Below are 18137 nucleotides of genomic sequence, written 5' to 3'. Positions count from 1 at the left end.
AGCGAGTGAGCCAGACACCGAAACCCACCGCGCACGTCGACAGCGAAGTCGGCCCGCTGCGTTCGGTGCTGCTGCACCGCCCGGGCGACGAGCTCAAGCGGCTCACGCCGCGCAACAACGACTCCCTGCTGTTCGACTCCATCCCCTGGGTGAGCCGCGCGCAGGAGGAGCACGACCAGTTCGCCGAACTGCTCCGGTCACGCGGGGTGGAAGTCCTGCTGCTGGCCGATCTGCTCACCACGGCGTTGCGCGACGAACGAGCGCATGCCGCGGGCGTGGACATCGCGGTGGACCCGCGTCGTCTCGGCCCCGGACTCACCGACGCGTTGCGCAGCTACCTTTCCTCCGCGGACGCGGAAACCCTCGCGCGCGTGCTGATGAGCGGCATGACGTTCGAGGAGCTGCCCGCGTCGGAAGGGGCTTCCCTGGTGCGCCGGATGAATCACCCGCACGACTTCGCGGTCGACCCGCTACCGAACCTGCTGTTCACCCGCGACTCGTCGGTGTGGATCGGCGACCGCGTGGCGGTGGCGTCGCTGGCCATGCCCGCCCGGGCCAGGGAGACCGCACTGCTCGACATCATCTACGCCTACCACCCGCGTTTCTCCATGGCTGGCCGCGCATACGGGTCGCATCACGCCCCGGTGGAAGGCGGCGATGTGCTGCTCCTTTCGCCTGGTGTCGTGGCGGTCGGTGTGGGCGAGCGGACGACCGCGGCCGGGGTCGAATCGCTGGCCCGGTCACTGTTCGCCGACCAGGTCGCGCACACCGTCCTGGCCGTCCCCATCACGCAGACCCGCGCCACCATGCATCTGGACACCGTCTGCACGATGGTGCACACCGACGCGGTGGTGATGTATCCGCCGACGCGGGACCAGCTGCAGGCCTACACCCTGCGGCCCGCCGACCCGGAGGACGGCGCCCTGCTGATCGAAGGCCCGGCCCCGTTCCTCAGCGCGGCCGCCGAGGCGATGGGCATCGACAAGCTCCGGGTCATCGACACCGGGCTCGACCCGGTGACCGCGGAGCGCGAGCAGTGGGACGACGGCAACAACACGCTGGCCATCGCCCCCGGCGTGGTGATCGGGTACGAACGCAACGTGGAGACCAACGCCCGGCTGGAGCAGGCCGGGATCGAGGTGCTGGCCATCGCGGGCTCGGAACTGGGATCCGGCCGCGGCGGACCGCGCTGCATGTCCTGCCCGATCATCCGGGAGCAATTTTAGGCGAGCCTTACCGAAGTTAGTTTCGGCTATCCTTGGACAAATTCCTAGTTAGGTTTACCTGACTGGAAACCAGCAGGTAAGAGGCCGTATGGTCGCCTTATGTCAGTCATCAAGAAAAATCCGCGGTCGAAATTTTTCGAACTGCTCCAGGAGCAAATTCAGAACGAGTTCCACGCGTCCCAGCAGTACATTGCGCTCGCCGTGTGGTTCGACAACGAAGACCTGCCGCAGCTGGCCAAGCACTTCTACCGCCAGGCGGTGGAGGAGCGCAACCACGCGATGGCTCTGGTGCAGTACATGCTGGACACCGACCACCACGTGGAGATCCCCGGCGTGCCGGAGGTGCGCAATGACTTCTCCGCGCCGATCGAGCTCATCGAGCTCGCGCTGGAGCAGGAGAAGCAGGTCGCCAAGGACATCGAGAACCTGGTCCGGGCCGCCAGGCACGCCGAGGACTACACCAGCGAGCAGTTCATGCACTGGTTCCTCAAGGAGCAGGTCGAGGAGATCGCGCAGATGAACACGCTGCTCTCGGTCGCCAAGCGTGCCGGGGACGACGTGTTCGAGATCGAGCGCTTCCTGTACCGGGAACAGGTCGGCGACGGCGGTCGGGACCCGGACATGCCGCCGGTGGCCGGCGGCGCGCTGTAGCGGGCCGGGCACCGTCCGCGGGTGGCCAGCGGCGCACTGTCAGGGGAACACCATCCGCGAGTGGCCGACGGCGCCCTGTAGAGAGCCACACCGCCCATCGCCAGCGGCCCGGCGGCGCACTGTCAGAGGCGGACCCCGTCCGCCGCGCGGGCAGTCCCGGCAGGGTCAGCAGTTGCCGTTGGTGAGCGCGAAAGCGCTCACCGCGGCGCCCTCGCCCGGAACCGTGAAGACGTAGGTGCTGCCCACGCTGGTGTCCACGCGGTACTCGCCCTCCGCCGAGGTCCCGCCAGGGTAGGTGTTCTGCAGCTGCTCCAGCGGGGTGCCGATCCCGATGCCCTCCGGCGTGCGGCCGTTCGCGCCCGCCACGATGCGCCCGACGCCCGCCTCGGAAATCACCACGGTGCTGACCTGGTCGGTCCCGGCGGTCAGCGGGTAGGACGTGCAGCCCTGCGGCGGGGCCGCGTCCTCGGCGAGATATCCCGCCTGCTGCACGTCCTCGTACGACATCCCCAGTTGGATCCGCGCCCAGCCGGTCGGGCCGATCGGCCCGCTGGTCACCGCGGGCGTGGTCGGCACCCGGGACTCCGGGGTACGCGACGGCTGCTTCGGCGGCGGCTTCTTGGCCGGGGCGGAGTCGGGCACCTCGAGCTGCTCCGGCTGCTGGGGCTCCTTCTCCACCCGGGAGCGCGAGGGCTTCGGCTTGGCCGACGAGCTGGCCGCCGTCGACAACGTCGCTTCCGTCCCCGGCGCGGCGACGTTGGCCTGCTGGTCGGCGCCCTGCGGCCCGATCAGCATGACGCCGCCGGCCACCACCACCGCCGCGACGGCGAGTCCGCTGCCCGCGATGGCCATGTCCCTGCGCCTGCGCACCCGGCGCGCCCCGGCGATCACCGCGTCCCGCGCGCCCGGTGCGACGCGGACGGTCAGCCGCTCGTCGTCGAACAACCTGCGCAGGTCCGACTCGAGGTCGTGGTCGGAACGCTCACTCACGGCTGACCTCCCTCCTCCATTGCTCCGGCCAGCTTCTTGCGCAGTGACGTGATCGCCTTGCTCGCCTGGCTCTTCACCGTCCCCGGGCTGACCCCGAGGCTTGCCGCAATCTCCGCTTCGGACAGTCCTTCGTAGTAACGCAGAACTATCACCGCACGTTGCCTCGGTGGCAGTTCGCGTAGCGCCTGCCACAGCGGTTCGTGCTCGAACGGGTCCGGGTGGCGGTAGCCGTCGTGGTTGTCCGGCAGGTCGGCGACCAGCTGCTCCCGGCGCCGCTTGCGCCATCGGGAGATGTGCGCGTTGGCCATCGACCGGCGGACGTAGGCGATCGGGTCGTCGGTCTTGCGGGACACGTGATGCCAGCGCGCACCGATCTTCTCCAGCACCGACTGGACCAGGTCCGCGCCGTCGTGCGGATTGCCGGTCAGCGCATAGCCGTAGCGCAGCAGCGCAGGCAGCTGAGCGTCGACGAACTCGCCGAAATCCCCCAGCTCACGGGCCATGCCTCGCCCCTACTCACCGCAGCGTCAGTTGCCGTCCGAGAATCCCGTCGCGAGCCCGCCGCTCGTCGCTGGTCAACGGTTGGTCGGCCACACTTGCCAGCGCCTGCTGGAGCCGTTCGCCGAACTGCTCCAGCGGCTCGGTCCACTCGCGCGCGTGCGCTTCCCGGTCGACGTCCCACACCGGCACGAGCAACCCGTGCGCGCGGAACGATCCGGCGAACCGCGAACCCTCGCCGAGGTCCAGCTCGCCCCGCGCGGACAACCTGGCCAGCGCTTTGAGCACGTCGTTCTCCGGCTCCGGGCGTACCCACCGGATGTGCGCCTTCTCCCCGGTGTCCACCCAGTACGCCGCCTGCCCGATCCGTTCCGTGGGCAGGATCGCCTCGTTGGCCCGCTCCAGCGACAGCTGGACCTCCCTGCTGATCTCCTCCTGATCCTCCGGCAACCACCAGGAGAAGTCGTCGTGCAGCTCGGGCACCAGTTCGGCGTCGGCGACCACCAGGTCCTGCAGGCGCTCGCCGTCCTCCGGCGGGCTGGTGGTGTCCGGAGCCGCCAGCACATCGCCCTGCTCGGCCTGCAGCACCCAGCGCAGGCTGCGTCCGACGTCCCGGCTGACGTCCGACGACCGGGTCTGCACCTGCATGGCCACGAACCGCTTGCCGTCCGATCGCACCATCGCGGCGGCCGCCCCGGGCAACACCGTCGCCAGCGTCACCGAGCCACCGTCGGTCAACGGCAGCTCCACCGTCGCCGACGGGACGAACTCGCGCATCGCGATCAGCTCGGTCTCGGCGGCCAGCCCTTCGAACGGCTGCGCCACGAAGACGTCACGGACCTTCTTCTGCTTCCTTTCCTCGGCCCGGCGTACGGTACGCGCCCGGCGGGAACGCTTGCCCACGTGAAACCTCCTCACTGCGGGTTGAAGCCCCGGGTGGTTGAACCTACCCGGTGGCTACCGCCGCACCCCCGCCGGGCGCACGGTACGCAGCGGAGGTGGCTGGGCGTCCTCGCCCACCGCGACCACCAGCATGCGTTTGCCCGCCAGCGACCGTTCCGGGGCGAGCAGCATGCCGATGCGGCGGATGACCAGGATCGTGACGACAGCCAGCGCGGCCGCGGTCAGATGCGTGATCCCGGTGAGCAACACCGAGTCCGCCATCGCCTGGACGCCGTCTCCCATCCGCCGCCACAGCGTCGCGGCGACCAGCACGGCATTCACCACGCAGCCGACCCACCACGTGACGACCAGCCGGGACGGCCGCGGCCGTTCGTCCGCCGGTTTGCGCAGCGCGACATGCTCCAGCTCGGCGATCACCGGGCCGGGCAGCACCACCGCCGCGACCGCCACCACCGCGATCAGCAGCGGCGCGGCAATGACCACCACCAGCGGCGGCAGCTCCACCCGGTACTCGACGGCGGCCACGACCGCCAGCAACACCCACAGGCCGACCAGCTTCGCCCCGGCCATCACGGGTCCGTACGGCGGCTCGACGTCGGCCAGCCTGGCCGCCTCGGAGCGGGCCAGCTGCAGCCACCACAGCCCGAGCACCAGCGCCGCGAACAACAGGATCGGAATCGGGTACCACAACCCGGTGACCAGCCCGTCGGACACCCGCACGGCCACCGTGCCGAGCGCTTCGTCACGGCTGATCACCAGCAACGCGTACCGCCAGAACTCGGCGACCCCGGCCAGCACCGCGAACACCGCGGCCGCCGCCAGGACACCGGCCGTCCACACCCCCACCGGCCGGATCAACTCGTCGGCCCGCGGGCGGGCACTGCGGGTACCCGGCACCGACGTCGGCTGGCGCCAGATCAGGCCGGGAAAACCCCATCGGGGCGGCACCGGGTACGACGGCGGCCCGGCATACGGCGGCTCCGGCGGCTCACGCCGGCACCGCGGCGTGCCCGGCGGCGGGCTCGCCGTCCAGCGCACCGGAAAACCACGAGCCGGATCCACCGTCATCGCCGTTACAGCACCGTCGGTTCGACGCCCGGATCCTCGGCCACCACCGGCCTGCCCTCGGTCAGCCAGGACTTCATGCCACCGGCGACATTGCAGGCCTCGAAGCCGTTGGCGTTGAGGAACGCGGTGGCCTGCTCCGACCGGCCCCCGGTGCGGCAGACCACGTAGATCGGCTCGTCCTGGGCGAACTCGGCCAGCTCGCCCAGCCGCGCGGGCAGGTCACGCAGCGGGATGTGCAGCGCATCCGGCGCGTGCCCGGCGCGCCACTCGTCGTCCTCCCGCACGTCGAGCAGCCGGAGGTCGCCGTCCGGCAGATCGGCCACCCGGGTCGTCGGTACGTCTTCGGGAAACATCGGCACGATCCGATGGTGCCACGACCGGCGTGGGTTCCGCGTCAACCGTGCCCGTGCCGCCGGTGCCTGGTCAGCCCGGACCGGGTCTGCTCCTCGGTCTGCCGGGGGAAGCTGCGGTCCCGCAGGAAGCCCAGCGGGTCGGGCGCGTGCATCCGCAGCATCAGGTCGTCGACGTCGGCCGGGACACGCCTGCGCGACATCTTGCTCACCGCGATGGCCACGAAGAACGCGACCGGCACGGACACCAACGCGGGGTGCTGGATCAACACCGGGGCTTCCTCACCGCGCTGCAGCGCGGCCACCTCGAGCCCGATCGCGGTCAGCACCAGGCCGGCGCCGATCACCATGGCGGCCGCGGCGCCTTTCGCCTTGAGCCCGCGCCACCAGATGCCCAGCACCAGCACCGGGCAGAACGTGGACGCGGCCAGCGCGAACGCGTGCGAAAGCGTGTGCGCGAGGTCTATCCGGGGCGCGGCCAGCGCCATCGCCAGCGCGGCGGCCGCGACGAGTACCGCTCCCAGCTGTTGCTTGCGCAGTCGCTCGGGCAGCACACCGGTCGAAATCACCCCGGCCACGCTGAAGACCAGGCCGGACGCGGCGGCCAGCACGGCCGAGAAGATGCCTGCGACCAGCACGGCGGTGACGATCTGGCCGGCGAGGCCACCGCCGAGCATGGCCGACGGCAGCAGCAGCAGCGCGGTGTCGGTCTCCCCGGTCACCAGCAGACGCGGCACGTACAGCCGGGACAGCACCGCGAGCATGATCGGGAAGACCGCGAAGATCCCGACGAAGAGCAGCACGTGCAGCGTGGTCCGCCGGGCGGCGATGCCGTCCGGATTGGTGTAGTAGCGCACCAGGATGTGCGGCAGGCCCATGGTGCCCAGCACCAACGCGAGCAGCAGCGAGTACGTGCCGAGCAGATCCCAGACGTCGCCGCCGGACGGATCCAGCCAGTCGGCGTTGCCTGCGGGATGCCCGGCCAGCACCGGGACCGGCGCACCTGCTTCGAACGTCAACGTCGTGTCCGCACCGACCTCCAGCGGCCCGCGCTGCGGCGACCACGTGGTCGGACCGTCGGTGGGGTGACCGGCGATCTCCCCGTGCGCTTCGAACTTGGTCGGTGCCTCCACCCGCAGCGTCACCGGCTCGCTGATCCTGATGGTGCTGTCCCGGGCGAACACCGGAGGGTCGTCGGACGTGATGCCGTGCGGCGCGCCACCCGGTGCGGATCCGATGAACACCACCAGCATGACCAGGGTCGGCGCGATGATGGCGAACATCTTCAGCCAGTACTGGAACGCCAACGTCACGGTGATGGCGCGCATCCCGCCGCCGAGCACGGTGATCAGCACCAACACCGTCAACGCCACCGGGCCCGCCCAGTCCGGGCCACCGAACAGCGTGCGGGCCGCCAGCTCGGCGCCGTGCAGCTGCGGCAGTAAATACAGCACCCCGATCAGCGCGGCGACCAGCGAGGCCAGCCCGCGCATCCCGGCGCCGGGCACCCTGGCGTCGATGAAGTCCGGCATCGTGTAGGCGCCGGAGCGGCGCAACGGGGCGGCCACGAAGATCAGCAGCGCGACGAAACCCGCGGTGAAGCCGATCGGGTACCACAGGCCGTCGGCACCCTCGGCCAGCACCACCCCGGTGATCCCGATGAACAGCGCCGCGCACAGGTACTCGCCGGACATCGCCGCGGCATTGCGCCGGGACCGCACGGTGCGCCTGGCGAAGTCGAAATCCTGCCCGCTCCTGGTCGCCGAGCGCCTGCCGAGCGTGTAGGTCACCACGGCCACCACGACCACGGCCACCGCGGCGGCGATCTGCAGGCCGGTCATCCTCTGTGCTCGATCATGTCGACGAACGCCCGCTCATGGCGTTCGGTCACCCGGACGAACAACAACCCGATGCCGCCGAGCACCGGGAACGGCGCCACCCCCAGCAACAGCCAGGCCAACGGCACACCGACCACCTCGAGCCGGGCGAAGTCGGGCAGCAACCACATCACCAGCGGCAGACCGCCCACCACGGCCACCGTCAGCAGCGCGAACAGCACGCCGATCTTCAGCAGGCCGTGGATCTGGTCGGCGATCAACGTGGCACCCCAGCTGGTCTGCTGAGCGAGCTCGGAGCGCGAATGCAGATAGGGCCGGACCGGCGCGACCGGACCGTCGTCGAGCACGATGCGCTGGCGCTTGGGCTTGGTGGGCGGGTCGACGTCCGCCTTGGCATGCGCAGGCGCCCCGGGGACACGCTCCACTGAAACCGGCTTCATCTCCGGCCGGGAGGAGCGCCCCAACGTGGGGTCGGGTGTGCGCACCCGCGGCCACCGCGGCGACGAGGTCCGAGTGGCGTCGTCCATGGTCAACTTCTCAGGTTGCCGGTGAGCCGATCCTTCAGCTCACGCGTGTGCCGTCTACTGACCGGAAGCAGCTTCTCCTCGTTGCCGATCACCACCTGGTAGCCGCCCTGGCACATGCGCAGCTCGGTGATCAACCGCAACGCGACCAGGTACGAGCGGTGGATGCGGACGAAGCCCGCCTTCCCCCACCGTTCCTCCAGCTGCGACAGCGGGATGCGCACCAGGTGCGACGAGCCGTCCATGGTGTACAGCCGGGCGTAGTCGCCCTGCGCCTCCACCCACCGCACCTGCGACCGCGGGATGAGCTTGGTTGTGCCCGCCAGCTCGACCGGGATGACTTCGTCGTCGCTGGGTGCCGCGCGGTCCTCCTGGGGTGCGCCGAACCGCTCCCGCAGCTTGGCCCGCACCCGGTCGATGGCCTTGTCGATGCGAGGCTGCTCGTACGGCTTGAGCACGTAGTCCACCGCGCCCAAATCGAACGCGTTGACCGCCTCGTCGCCGTGGCCGCTGACGAACACCAGCTCCGGCGCCGGGTTGAGCGCGGCGAACACGCGGGCCATCTCCATGCCGGTCAGCCCCGGCATGTTGATGTCCGCGAACACCACGTCGACCGCGGGCAGGCCTGCCTTGCGGCGCTTGGCCAGCAGGGGGTGCTCGGCCGAGATGATGCGCAGCGCCTCGGACGCGTCGACCGCGTCGAAGATGTGCCCGATGTACCGGTTGGACTGCAAGCGGTGCTTGAGCATGTCCAGCCCGGGCTTCTCGTCGTCCACGGCCAGCGCGACCAGGCGCCGAGTGTCGTCATGAGTACTCACGGTGACATGCATCCTGCCCACTGCGGGGTACCGATGTCCAGATCGAACCGAACGATGTTCACGATCCGCCGGGGTTGTTCACGGAACGTCCACCGAACTGTCACGCTACGTTGCGAACAGTCGGCATCATAACCCGAAACGCGCCCAGGCCGCGCGATGCTCGACCGCGGTCAGCAGCGCGTCGATGCCCGCCGCCGCCGGGCTGCCCAGCCCGAGCCTGGCCAGCAACGGCTTCTTCGGCTCCGCCACGGTGATGGTGGCGTCCGGATAGCGCTGCTTGACCACCTCGCGCAGCGTGCCGATGCCGTCCACCAGGCCGAGCTCGTGCGAGCGCGGGCCGAGCCACACGTCACCGCTCCACAGCTCGGGATCGTCCTTCAGCCGCTCGCCCCTGCGCTGCTTGACCCAGTCGACGAACAACTGGTGCAGCTGGTCGTGCATCGAGCGCAGCCACTGCACGTCCTCCGGCTTCTCCGGCTCGAACGGGTCCAGCCTGCGCTTGTTCTTGCCCGCGGTGTACAGCCTGCGCTCGATTCCGTACCGGTCGATCAGGCCGGTGAAGCCGAAACCGCCGGTGACCACGCCGATCGAGCCGATCAGCGACGTGCTGTGCGCGTAGATCTCGTCCGCGGCGCAGGCCAGCCAGTAGCCGCCGGAAGCGGCGACGTCCTCGCAGAACGCCAGCACCGGAACGTTCTTCTCGTCGGCCAGGCCGCGGATACGCTCGGCGATCAGGCCGGACTGGGTCGGCGCGCCGCCCGGCGAGTTGATCACCAGCGCGACCGCCTTGAGCCGGTCGTGCTCGAAGGCACGGGTCAGCGCGGACTCGACGGTGTTGATGTTGAGCACGCCGCGGCTGAACGGCGAACCCTGCGGAGTGATCACACCGTGCAGCTTGACCACGGAAACCACGTCGGACCTGTCCCCGCGGTCGGCGATCCTCGGCAGACGGGCGGTCAGCTTCTCGGCAACGCTCATGAGGCCAGGGTAGCGAGAAGGGACGACCCCCTGGGCGGATTCGCCGGCTGGACGAAGTCCGGCACCCAGGGGGTCGGGTGGTTGCCTGGTATTCGCGCTCAGCGGACAACCACCTCGCGCGTCCAAGAAGTATTCACCTTCGGACCACCTCCTTTCCCGCGTGCGGTCAACGGTAGGGAGCCCGCTGCGGTGGTGGCAACCGAGTTTCCTCGCGCCTGTCCCGGCCCGCTCGCCTGCGGCGACGGCGCGGCTGCTGCCATTCCTCGGTCGGCGGGTCCTCGTGCAGCCGCGCGCTCGGCAGCCTGCGCGGGCGCGGGCGATGCATGGTCTTGACCGGCTGCGGCGGCAGCAGCGGCGACCGGCCGGAGTCCCGCTCTTCCTTCGCCGCCTCGTAGCCGGGGATGTCCGGCCGCACGCCGGGGGCGTACTTGGGCACCCGCAGGGTGATCTTCATGCCCGCACCCGGCGCGGTCTCCACGATGACCGGATACTCCGGGCCGAACAGCTGCCGCATGCGCTGGCTGATGTTGCTGAGGCCGACGTGCTCACCGCTGCGGTGCGCCGACGACAGGCTCTTGAGCTTGGCGGGGTCCATCCCGACCCCGTCGTCCTCCACGATGATCACCGCGTCGTTGCCCGCGTCCTCGGCGATCACGGTGACCGTGCCGCCGCCCGGCTTGCCGGAGATGCCGTGCTTGACCGCGTTCTCCACCAGCGGCTGCACGATGAGGAACGGCACCACCACGCCCAGCACCTCCGGCGCGATCTTCAACCGGACGTTGAGCCGGTCGCCGAACCGAGCGGACTCGATGGTCAGGTACCGGTCGACGTTGCGCAGCTCCTCCGCCAGCGTGGTGAACATGCCGGAGCTGCGGAAGCTGTATCTGGTGAAGTCCGCGAACTCCAGCAGCAGGTCCTGGGCTTCCTCCGGATCGGTGCGGATCAGCGACGAGATGGTGTTCAGCGCGTTGTAGACGAAGTGCGGCGAGATCTGCGCCCGCAGCGCCTTGATCTCTGCCTGCTGCAGCGCCGACTTCGACTCCTCCAGCCGGGCCAGCTCGAACTGGGTGCGCACGAACTGGGCGACCGCGTCGGCCATCTCGATGAGCCGGCGGCTGCGGGACCGGCCGACCACGATCAGCACGGCGTCGGTGCGGCCCTCGACGATCAGCGGCACGATCACCGCCGCCCGCATCCGACACGAGCTGCGATGCGAGCACGGGAGCTTGTCGTGCGACACCAGCTCCCTGCGGTGTTGCTCCCGCGCGGAGGCGATGGCCGGCTCGAGGTCCACGTAGTGGTCGGTGGCCTCGCCGTCCCAGCTGTGCAGCACCCCGGCGCCGTCGGTGATGCCGACCGCGACGCAGTTCAGCAACTGACGCAGGTGCCGGGTGATGCGGTCGGCGGCCTCCTGGTCGAGGCCTTCCCGCAGGTCGGGGGCGGCCAGGGCGAGCCGGTGCACGGCGTGCAGCACGGCGTCCTCGGTCGCCTTGCCCGGACGGCGCGAACGTAGATACACCGCCACCGCGACCAGGATCGCAACGGTGGCAATCACCCAAGCGAGGAGTTGCGATAGCGGAACGTTCGGCACCCGACCATGTTCGAGCCTGGTCGCCGCGGTGACAAGTGCACTGGGTGATCTCGCCGATCGCGTTCGGTGAATGTCACTTGAGCAGGCGATCGAGCCTACGATCGGACAGCGGCTTCCCCTTGGTCTGGCACGTGGGGCAGTACTGGAACGACTTGTCGGCGAACGACACCTCGCGGATCGTGTCCCCGCACACCGGGCACGGCAGGCCGGTACGGCCGTGCACCCGCAGGCCGGAGCGCTTCTCGCCCTTCAACCGGGCGGCCTCCTGCCCGACGGATCGGTCGACCGCATCCCGCAGCACGGTGACCATGGCTTCGTGCAGCCGGTCGAGCGCGTCGTCGTCGAGGCGGCCCGCGGTGGCATACGGCGACAGCCGCGCCGTGTGCAGGATCTCGTCGGAGTAGGCGTTGCCGATGCCGGCGATGAGCCGCTGATCGGTGATCGCGTTCTTCAGCCGCTCGGTACGCCCGGCCAGGATGCCCGCCAGGCCGTCGCGATCCAGTGTGGCGGCGTCCGGCCCCAGCGTGGCGATGCTTGCGACCTCGGACGGGTCGCGCACCAGCCAGACCGCCATGCCCTTCTTGGTGCCCGCCTCGGTGAGGTCGAAGCCCGGGCCGCCGAGGTGGAGGCGCAGCGCGATCGGTCCTTTGCCGGGACGCACCGGCTTCGGCGACAGCTCGTCCGACCAGCGCAGCCAGCCCGCACGGGCCAGATGGGTGATGAGATGCAGCTCGCCCAGGCAGACGTCGAGGTGTTTGCCGTGCCTGCGCACGTCGGTGACTTCTTTGCCGTGGGCGGCGGTGATCGGCGGGTCGAACGTCTTCAGCACCGCCAGTGACGCCACGTCGATCCGCGAGACCGCCCGGCCGACAGCGTGCTCCCGGAGGAAGTGGGCGAGGGCTTCGACCTCGGGCAGCTCGGGCATGGCGCCTCCTGGTGCCTACTCGACCGGCCGGAGCGGTCCGTTGATGTCCGGCATGGAGTGCTCCTCGATCGCGGTCTTGATCCGCTTGAGCTCGCCCTGCACCTTGAACACGCCCCGGACGGTGCCGACCCAGCGCTCGGGTTCGGCGTCCTCGTCATTCTCGACGGTCTCCGCGACGACCCGCCACGGCCGGCGCAGCGCCCAGCGCGTCGGGAAGAAGAGGATGATCAGGGCCAGCAGGAGCACCACCCAGCTCGGCACGACCACCGCGTCCGGCATCCACAGGAACAGAACGGCGGCGAAGATCACGACCAGGGAGATCATGATCGCCGCGGAGACCTGGCCACCGGTGACGTCGTGCTCGAAGTCTTCTGCGGTGGCGGGGGCGCGCCATTCCAGCTGACTGCGCAGAGTCCATTTCCGGCCGTCGGCTGCGATGACCGACTGCTCGGCCATTCCGTCTCCTCTCGGATCGCCGTTCCTGCGCACCCATTGTGGCGTAGTCGGTGCCCATCCGGAGACGTCAATTCGGGCAGCTTCGATGGTCGCTCAGCGTGATCACGACCCGGGGACGTGCGTCAGCTGCTCGTGGTGCCCCGGGCGGGTCAGCAGTCGTCGTGCCAGTAGTAGGTGGACGAGTATTCCTGCCCGTCGTCGTAGATGTAGGTGGTGCGCTCGTAACCCACACCACGCATGTACGAGTACTCGTACATCTCGGTCCGGTGTGCGACGTCGTTGTAGAACTCGTAGTACTCGAAGTCGTCGACGCAGTCGTGGGCCACGTCCTCGTACGAGGACTGAGGCGGCTCCTCCGGCGCCAATGCCGGCCTGTTGACCGTCTCCTCGGGCTGGCTGTCCGGCGGCGAGCCCGGCAGGTGCCGCTCGCGTGCGCCCTCGACGACCGTGGTGTTCTTCGCCTTCGGCGAGGGCAGGTCGGGAACGGTGTCCGGGGAGGACGGCGTGGTCGGCGGAACTTCGGCCAGGACCGTCCCGGACAGGTGGTCCGCCGTGCCGGAGTCCGACCTGTTCGGTTTGACGCTGTCGAGGCGCTGGGTGTCGCTGTCCTGCTCCTGGCGCTGCGTATCGATGGTCTTGGCCGGGGAGCGCTTGAGCAGTTGACCGGATGGCGACGACGTTCCCTCGCCGTGGCCGCGCTCCACCGTCGGGTCGTGGCGGTCGTAGCCCTGCTGGCCGTGCAGGCCCAGCACGTTCACGGCTTCGCCGTTGAGCATCGCGCCCGCGCTCCAGCCGAGCACGCCGACCACGGCCGTGGAGGCCACGGCGACGCCGACTTTGAGTTTGGCGCTGGCGAAGACGCTCTTGAGCGCGGTGAGCTTGCCGGCTACCGCTGCCGTCCCGGACGCCGTTGTCCCGGACGTCGCCGTTGCCTCGGTGGCAACCGTTGTCCCGGATGTCGCGGTTGTCCCGGTGGCAACCGCCGTCCCGGACTCGGCCGACCCGGCGGCCAAGGCTCCGGCACCGGCCAGGGACGGCAGCGCCAACGCGATGACCCCGGCGTGCGCGCGGAGCGAGTGGCAGACATCGCGCAGCTCTGCGTGCGTGGAACGGCACGCCGCGCAGTTGCCGAGATGCGCCGCGATCCGCGCCGCCTCCGCGGGCGTGACGGCTCCGGCGGTGTAGCTGCCGAGCTTGTCCAGCACCGAGCGACAGCTCGCGTTGCCCTGGTAGGTGCTCAGGTGAGCCTGCAGATAGGCGGCACGCAGGCCTTGCCTGGCCCGGCGGGCCAGGGCGGCGGTCGCGTTCGGGGTCAAGCCGAAGTGCGGCGCGACCTTGGCCGGCTGCGCACCCTCCACCTCGGTACGCCACAACACGGTGCGCCATCGTTCGGGGAGGCTGACGAACGCGCGGGTGATGAGCGCGTACTCGGCCGACCGCGCGCAGGCCGACTCGGTCGCCCCGGCGCGGCTGGTCAGCTCGTCGTCGCTGACCGGGACGTCGTGCGAGGCGCCGCGCCACTCCCAGGCCACCCGGCGGGCCACCGTGAGCAGGTAGCCGCGGATGTTGTCGTGGGGTCCGTTGCCGCGCTTGATGGCGCGGAGAACACGGAAGAAGGTCTCGGCCGTGATGTCGTCGGCTTCGGCAGGGTCGTTCGCCAGGCTGCAGGCCAGCCGACGCACCGCAGGGGCGTGCCGCTCGAACAGCTCGCCGAATGCTTCGTCCTGCCCGCTTCGCAGACGTGTGAGCAAGTCCTGCTCATCCGTCTCGTGCGTCATCCGGCCAGGTCCCTCCTCGCCGATACCGTGATCGGCAGCCCCGTTCGGGCTACGTCGTACGCCTGCGGATCGGGTGTCAGTGTGACCGGGAGAACGACGGAGAGTGACGATTTTGCGCCACAGGCGCCGATTCGCCAGGCGAGCGGCCGGTACGGCGCGACCAGCGGTCAGTGTGGCTGGTGAAGTGGTGGTCCCCTGCACGGCGCGCTGAGCGGTCACGGGCGACACATCAAAAGCTGTCCGATCGGTGGTCCCCTGCACGGCGCGCTGAGCGAGCGGTATAAACTTCGGTCGTCGCTTGCGGACGTAGCGCAGTTGGTAGCGCATCACCTTGCCAAGGTGAGGGTCGCGGGTTCGAGTCCCGTCGTCCGCTCCAAGACAGGACGCCTCTCGGGGTCCTGCGTACTTCCTTCCGTGGCTCCACACGTCGAGCAATCTCCCGTGGCGCCATGCGCCTTGGTCGGGGAGTGTCCTGAAGTTCCACACGCTGTGTCTCGGCCGAGCCCCGTTGCGCGTACTCCGCGCACCGTTCCTTGGCCGCGCCGTCAACCGCGGCACGGAGCACTGTGCCCTGCCCGAGCCGTCCGCGACTCCAAACACGGCTTCTCAGCCCCGCCGTTCACCAAAGCCCTGACAGATGCACGTCCACCGACCCGCCCGCGACTCCAAACACCGCTCCTCAGCCCCGCCGTTCACCAAGGCGCTGAGGGCTGTACCCTGCCCGAGCCCGTTTCGAGGCTCCCCGCGCCGCGTCCGAGCGAGTCCCGCACGCCAGAATTCGTCTCAAGCTTCTCGTAGCGGAGGAACGTCCCGTCACGGGATGATGCGGTCATGATCACCGCATTGACCGTCGTCGCCGCCGTGGGGTGCGGACTCATGGCCGGTATCTTCTACGCGTTCTCCGGTTTCGTGATGACGTCGCTCGGCCGACTGGCGCCGGAGCACGGCGCCGCAGCGATGCGGGCGATCAACGAGGACATCCTCAACCCACTGTTCCTGCTGTCGTTCATGGGAACGACACTGCTCAGCGCGATCCTGTCGGTGGCTGCCGTCGTCGACTGGCAAGCGGAGTCTCCCTGGCGGCTGGCGGGCGGCTTGCTGTATCTCGTCGGCTCGTTCGGTGTCACCGCAGCATGCAACGTGCCGTTGAACAACCGGCTGGCCGAATCCGACCCCGCCACTCCCGATGGCGCATCGTTCTGGGCGGAGTACCGCCGCCGCTGGGTGGCGTGGAATCACGTCCGCTCGGTCGCCACGACGGGCGCCATGGCGGCGCTGATCGTCTCGCTGACTGTGTGAATCACAATCGGCAGCACGCAGCCGTGCCGGTCTCAACGCCAACCCAGCACCCCGATCCTGCCCGACCGTGATCGTTTCGCAGACCGACCTGTTCGACGAGCACGAGCGGCGGGTGCCCAGGTGACGCAGACCCAGGCCGTGCTCCCACCGCGGTGACGGCGACGATCAGCGCGTTGCGATCAGGACGGTCGCTTCCCCGTCAGTGACCGTGCCCCCGGCAGGCCATGAGCGGCCTCCACGCCGACGGCCACGACGGGCTGGACGTGCTGCGAGCACACGCTCCGCAGTCGAATCCACCGGCGGGCACGGCCAAGGTGTAGATCGACCCGGCGCTGCTGAGGCGTGGAATCTGCACGCTGGACAGGGGTCGGCACCCGGGGCGCGCCCACCATCGTGGATGAATCTGCACCCGAAACAGCGGTAGGCAACGGCCCGCCGTCTCGTCTCGGACACACAGGCCAAACCAGCCTCGCCGACACGACGAGCCGCAAGCCGCTCGTCTCGAGCAGCGACCAGCCGACCACCATCGTCACTCAGGACGCGCTGATGGCGGATACCGTGCTCGGGCCCGCAGGCGGGGTGGGTTATTCGCCGATGACTGATGGGACGACGGTCATGCCGGTGGTTTCGTCGATGAGTTTTTCGCCGTGTTCGTCGTATTCGACTTTCAGGCCGGGGTCCATCTCCTGTTTGATGTAGTACTGGTCTTTGTGTTCTTTGTCCTCGGCACCCTGGCCACGCGCGCCTGCGGCGCCGCCCATCATGCCGGCCATGCCGCGGGGGCCGAACCCGCCGGCTCCAGCGCGGGCAGCCGCCGCACCGGCACCGGCCGCGCCGGGTGAACCGGGACCGATCACACCAGCACCCTTGCCGGCGCCGAGGGCTCCCCCAGCGGCACCACCGGCCGCGCCACTGCCGAGCGGACCGAACCCGGCCACACCACCGGCGCCACCACCGGCACTACCGCCGCCCACACCGGTCGACCCGTAGGCCGAACTCCCGGCAAGCGACCCGGACCGCGAACCCGTGCCCGCCGGGTCGAACCCGGACGTGCTGGTGTTGCCCGGCGGAATGACCCGGCCATTGGGCAACACCCTGGTGCCGTCCGGCAACACCTTCGTCCCGTCCGGCAGGATCCGGGTGCCATCGGGCTTGACGATGGTGCCGTCCGGCAACCGCCGCGACCCGTCCGGCAGGCGGACACCACCCCGCGAACTGCCCGAGCTGTCACCGGTGCGGTTGTTCGTGCCCGTCTTCGGCGGCTCGATCCGCCCACCACTGCGGCTGGTCCTGCTACTCGTACCCGTCGGCTGCGACGTCGGCCTGCTCACCCGCGGCAGGTTCGTCCCGATCGAGGAGATGGCCTTGTTCTTGTCCCCACCACCGGTGCTCGAACTGCTCTCCGCGCTCCCACTGCCGTCGAACTTCGGCGGCTCGGCAAACACCGGCGCCTTCGACACCGTCGTGTACGTAGAATTGTCGAAATTCGCCGCCACCCGCGCCGCCTGCTCGTGCGCCTCCTGACTCCGCTTCTGCTTGTCGAAAGCCCCCAGCAGAATCGACACCGAATCGAACGGATCATTCGCCGAACGAGCCCGCCTCATCTCCTCATCCCACGAGAACGGAACCGGATCCGGCATCGCATTCCGGAACGTCTCCGACGCATCCGCCTGCGCAGCAACCACCTCGGACGCAAGCCGAGCGTTCTGCGACGACACATCCGCATACTGCGCCAACTGACTCCCATACGACGCAGCAGCGTCCGCGGCATCCCCCTCCCAAGCACCACGCAGGATCTTGACCGCCTGCGAGACGGCGGTGTTCATCTCTTTGTAGGCATTGCTGATTTCGAAATACGAGCTCGAAATCTGACCAACGTCTCCAGGCTCGTTGTCGTCAACAGACCATCTCTTCAAATCTTCGTGCGGAACACCGAGATAATTGGTATTCGGCGCACCGGGAACCCGCACGTACTCCACATCACCCGAGCTGGCTTCGGCGATCGCCTGCTGCGACAACCGGTCCGCGCGCCTGTCCGCGGTGATCGACCCGACGATCCTGTTCAAAAGCTCGTCGAAAAACCCACCCTCTTCAGCAGCAAGCGTCTGCAAGTCCCGAATGAACTGCTCCCGCTCATGCGGCGGAACGTTCTCCTTCAGCCACTCGTCCTGCTGATCCTCCGGCAACGACGCCAGATGCTCCAGCTCAGCACGCCGCCTGTCACTGACCATCACACTCCCCCTC

17 protein-coding genes and 1 tRNA gene are annotated in these 18137 nt (G+C 69.4%); 4 read left to right on the top strand and 14 right to left on the bottom strand.

Annotation, left to right across the window (positions count from 1 at the left end; translation table 11 throughout):
* Positions 1–5 precede the first annotated feature (5 nt).
* Together arcA and YWY_RS0115045 are read left to right on the top strand one after the other, a co-directional pair.
* The gene (gene arcA, locus YWY_RS0115050) at positions 6–1226 is read left to right on the top strand and encodes an arginine deiminase (RefSeq protein WP_051310309.1); all 1221 of its coding nucleotides are present in this window, start codon (positions 6–8) and stop codon (positions 1224–1226) included.
* 99 nt (positions 1227–1325) lie between these two features.
* The gene (locus YWY_RS0115045; protein ID WP_028848289.1) at positions 1326–1877 is read left to right on the top strand and encodes a ferritin; all 552 of its coding nucleotides are present in this window, start codon (positions 1326–1328) and stop codon (positions 1875–1877) included.
* A gap of 165 nt (positions 1878–2042) precedes the next feature.
* Here the strand turns inward: YWY_RS0115045 and YWY_RS0115040 are convergent, their stop codons facing one another.
* The 13 genes from YWY_RS0115040 to YWY_RS23360 form a co-directional block, all read right to left on the bottom strand.
* Positions 2043–2867 carry a hypothetical protein gene (locus tag YWY_RS0115040; RefSeq protein WP_028848288.1) on the bottom strand — a complete coding sequence of 275 codons (825 nt, stop codon included), beginning with the start codon at positions 2865–2867 and terminating at the stop codon, positions 2043–2045.
* On the bottom strand, positions 2864–3370 hold the full coding sequence (locus YWY_RS0115035; protein ID WP_028848287.1) for a SigE family RNA polymerase sigma factor: 507 nt from the start codon (positions 3368–3370) through the stop codon (positions 2864–2866). Before YWY_RS0115035 ends, YWY_RS0115040 begins: the two co-directional genes overlap by 4 nt.
* A gap of 13 nt (positions 3371–3383) precedes the next feature.
* Positions 3384–4268, bottom strand: a complete 885-nt coding sequence (locus YWY_RS0115030; protein WP_028848286.1) for a DUF5926 family protein — start codon at positions 4266–4268, stop codon at positions 3384–3386.
* A gap of 54 nt (positions 4269–4322) precedes the next feature.
* Complete coding sequence (locus YWY_RS22225; RefSeq protein ID WP_051310308.1) at positions 4323–5336, bottom strand: DUF4328 domain-containing protein; 1014 nt, start codon at positions 5334–5336, stop codon at positions 4323–4325.
* 5 nt (positions 5337–5341) lie between these two features.
* Entirely contained in the window at positions 5342–5689 is a 348-nt protein-coding gene (locus YWY_RS0115020; RefSeq protein WP_028848285.1) for a rhodanese-like domain-containing protein, read from the bottom strand.
* A gap of 41 nt (positions 5690–5730) precedes the next feature.
* Entirely contained in the window at positions 5731–7527 is a 1797-nt protein-coding gene (locus YWY_RS0115015) for a sodium/solute symporter (RefSeq protein ID WP_038045424.1), read from the bottom strand.
* Positions 7524–8051: a hypothetical protein gene (locus YWY_RS0115010; protein WP_051310307.1), complete on the bottom strand. Its 528-nt coding sequence runs from the start codon at positions 8049–8051 to the stop codon at positions 7524–7526. Before YWY_RS0115010 ends, YWY_RS0115015 begins: the two co-directional genes overlap by 4 nt.
* A 2-nt stretch (positions 8052–8053) precedes the next feature.
* Complete coding sequence (locus YWY_RS0115005) at positions 8054–8878, bottom strand: LytR/AlgR family response regulator transcription factor (RefSeq protein ID WP_038045589.1); 825 nt, start codon at positions 8876–8878, stop codon at positions 8054–8056.
* Between the two features lie 114 nt (positions 8879–8992).
* Positions 8993–9844 (bottom strand): S49 family peptidase, encoded by an 852-nt coding sequence (locus YWY_RS0115000; protein WP_028848281.1) that lies wholly within the window; start codon positions 9842–9844, stop codon positions 8993–8995.
* Positions 9845–10010: 166 nt separating this feature from the next.
* Positions 10011–11435 carry a histidine kinase gene (locus YWY_RS22220; protein WP_084609304.1) on the bottom strand — a complete coding sequence of 475 codons (1425 nt, stop codon included), beginning with the start codon at positions 11433–11435 and terminating at the stop codon, positions 10011–10013.
* 73 nt (positions 11436–11508) lie between these two features.
* Entirely contained in the window at positions 11509–12360 is an 852-nt protein-coding gene (locus YWY_RS0114990) for an Fpg/Nei family DNA glycosylase (RefSeq protein ID WP_028848280.1), read from the bottom strand.
* 15 nt (positions 12361–12375) lie between these two features.
* Positions 12376–12816, bottom strand: coding sequence for a hypothetical protein (locus YWY_RS0114985; protein WP_028848279.1), 441 nt, complete (start codon positions 12814–12816; stop codon positions 12376–12378).
* A 149-nt stretch (positions 12817–12965) separates the two neighbouring features.
* Positions 12966–14594: a sigma-70 family RNA polymerase sigma factor gene (locus YWY_RS23360; protein WP_051310306.1), complete on the bottom strand. Its 1629-nt coding sequence runs from the start codon at positions 14592–14594 to the stop codon at positions 12966–12968.
* Positions 14595–14894: 300 nt separating this feature from the next.
* On the opposite strand from YWY_RS23360, the gene YWY_RS0114975 reads away from it, so the two are divergent.
* Positions 14895–14970: transfer RNA gene (locus YWY_RS0114975), tRNA-Gly, on the top strand.
* A gap of 455 nt (positions 14971–15425) precedes the next feature.
* Positions 15426–15893: an anthrone oxygenase family protein gene (locus YWY_RS0114970; protein WP_028848278.1), complete on the top strand. Its 468-nt coding sequence runs from the start codon at positions 15426–15428 to the stop codon at positions 15891–15893.
* Between the two features lie 584 nt (positions 15894–16477).
* Here the strand turns inward: YWY_RS0114970 and YWY_RS0114960 are convergent.
* Complete coding sequence (locus YWY_RS0114960) at positions 16478–18127, bottom strand: T-complex 10 C-terminal domain-containing protein (protein WP_038045422.1); 1650 nt, start codon at positions 18125–18127, stop codon at positions 16478–16480.
* Positions 18128–18137 lie beyond the last annotated feature (10 nt).

Origin of the sequence: Thermocrispum agreste DSM 44070 (genome assembly GCF_000427905.1) — a bacterium.
Taxonomy (GTDB): Bacteria; Actinomycetota; Actinomycetes; order Mycobacteriales; family Pseudonocardiaceae; genus Thermocrispum; species Thermocrispum agreste.
The sequence above is the reverse complement of the archived record's forward strand: the minus strand, read 5'-3'. Positions and strand labels throughout refer to the sequence as shown.